The 1,541-nt window shown below is 47.0% G+C and carries 1 protein-coding gene; it reads left to right on the forward strand.

Going from position 1 to position 1,541, the window contains the following annotated elements; translation table 11 throughout:
- On the forward strand, positions 1 to 1,301 hold a 1,301-nt coding region (locus tag WBM98_RS10260; RefSeq protein WP_424365930.1), incomplete at its 5' end, for a putative bifunctional diguanylate cyclase/phosphodiesterase.
- Between the last annotated feature and the right edge of the window lie 240 nt (positions 1,302 to 1,541).

Consider the following 1,541-nt stretch of genomic DNA (forward strand, 5'->3'; position numbering starts at 1 on the left):
TTGAACAGACCCTGGTTAAAGCTAAGCGCCATAGCCTGCAACCCTCAGTAGTGTTTCTGGATCTCGACAACTTCAAGTATGTGAATGACACGCTGGGCCATGCCGCGGGCGATGAATTGTTACGTGAAGCCTCGCGCAGACTGCTGCAATGTGCTCGTGCAAGCGATACCGTGGCGCGCCTGGGTGGCGATGAATTTTTGCTCATCCTGGAAGATGATGCTGACTCCAATAATTCCCGTGAGCTGGGCCTGCGCCATGTAGGTGAGCGCATTATCGAAAGCTTTTCAAAAACATTCGTACTCGATGGGCATGAAGTGAATATCACCCCAAGTCTTGGATTTGCCATATACCCCAAGGATGGAGACGATGAAAACAAGTTAATGCGGCATGCCGACGCGGCCATGTATCGCTCTAAACACGATGGTAAGAACACATTCTGTTTTTATTCGCCTGATATGACCGTTAAGGCAAAAATGCGGATGAATGTTGAATCACAATTGCGACATTCAATGACGCGCGGTGAGCTTTCATTATGTTATCAGCCCATTGTAGAGGCTGCGACGGGTGAGATCATTAAATCAGAAGCCCTGTTACGCTGGAACAGTGCTGAGCTTGGGATGATTACGCCTGACTATTTTATACCTGTGGCGGAAGATACGGGATTGATCGTACCGATTGGCGAATGGGTTATACACACAGCCTGTGCACAGATTAAACAATGGCGTGATGCCGGTTGGGACAATTTGTGTGTGACAGTCAATGTGTCTGCAAGACAATTTCAGTCTGATTGCGGTTTGATTGATATAGTCAATGATGCACTCAGGACTAACGATTTACCTGCCTCGGCTTTGCAGCTTGAGCTGACCGAAGGCGTATTAATGCAAGAATCAAAAAGCAGTATTGAGGTGATGGAAGCACTGGTAAAAACAGGCGTTAAGCTATTAATCGATGATTTTGGAACGGGCTACGCCTCACTATCATATCTACAGCGCTATCGGTTTGACTCAATCAAGATTGACCGTAGCTATATCAGCAACGTTCTGGTGAAGGAGCAGGATGCAAAACTGGTAAAAGCTGTTATCGCAATGGCAAATAGTCTTGGTATGTCAGTCGTTTCCGAAGGCGTGGAAACCAGGGGCCAGCTGGATTATTTGCTAGAGGCAAAATGTAAGTATGCACAGGGCTATTTTTTCAGCAAACCAGTTCCTGCTAAAGATTTTACCCAGCTACTGGTGAAGATGAATGGTCGGGCATCCGCAGCGCGCGCACTTGAACTGGTCAGCAGCAGGACGGTCATTTGAATGTCAAAGCATGATGCCGTCTATGAAGGGCGTTTGCCTGCAGCAATGGTAACCCGTGTTACAGGTGTAAAGCACCGCTACAAGGAAGCCATTCGACACAATGTCATCACTAAATTGTTGAACATGGCCCGGCGACGAGGCATGAATATTAAGCTGCCATAGAAGAAGTTCTTTTCACAAAAATGACTGCTAGACAGATGCAGACGCTTGTTAACAGGATGTGATTTATGAGTCCACAGC

Origin of the sequence: Maribacter sp. (assembly GCF_049667165.1) — a bacterium.
Lineage (GTDB): Bacteria > Bacteroidota > Bacteroidia > Flavobacteriales > Flavobacteriaceae > Maribacter_A.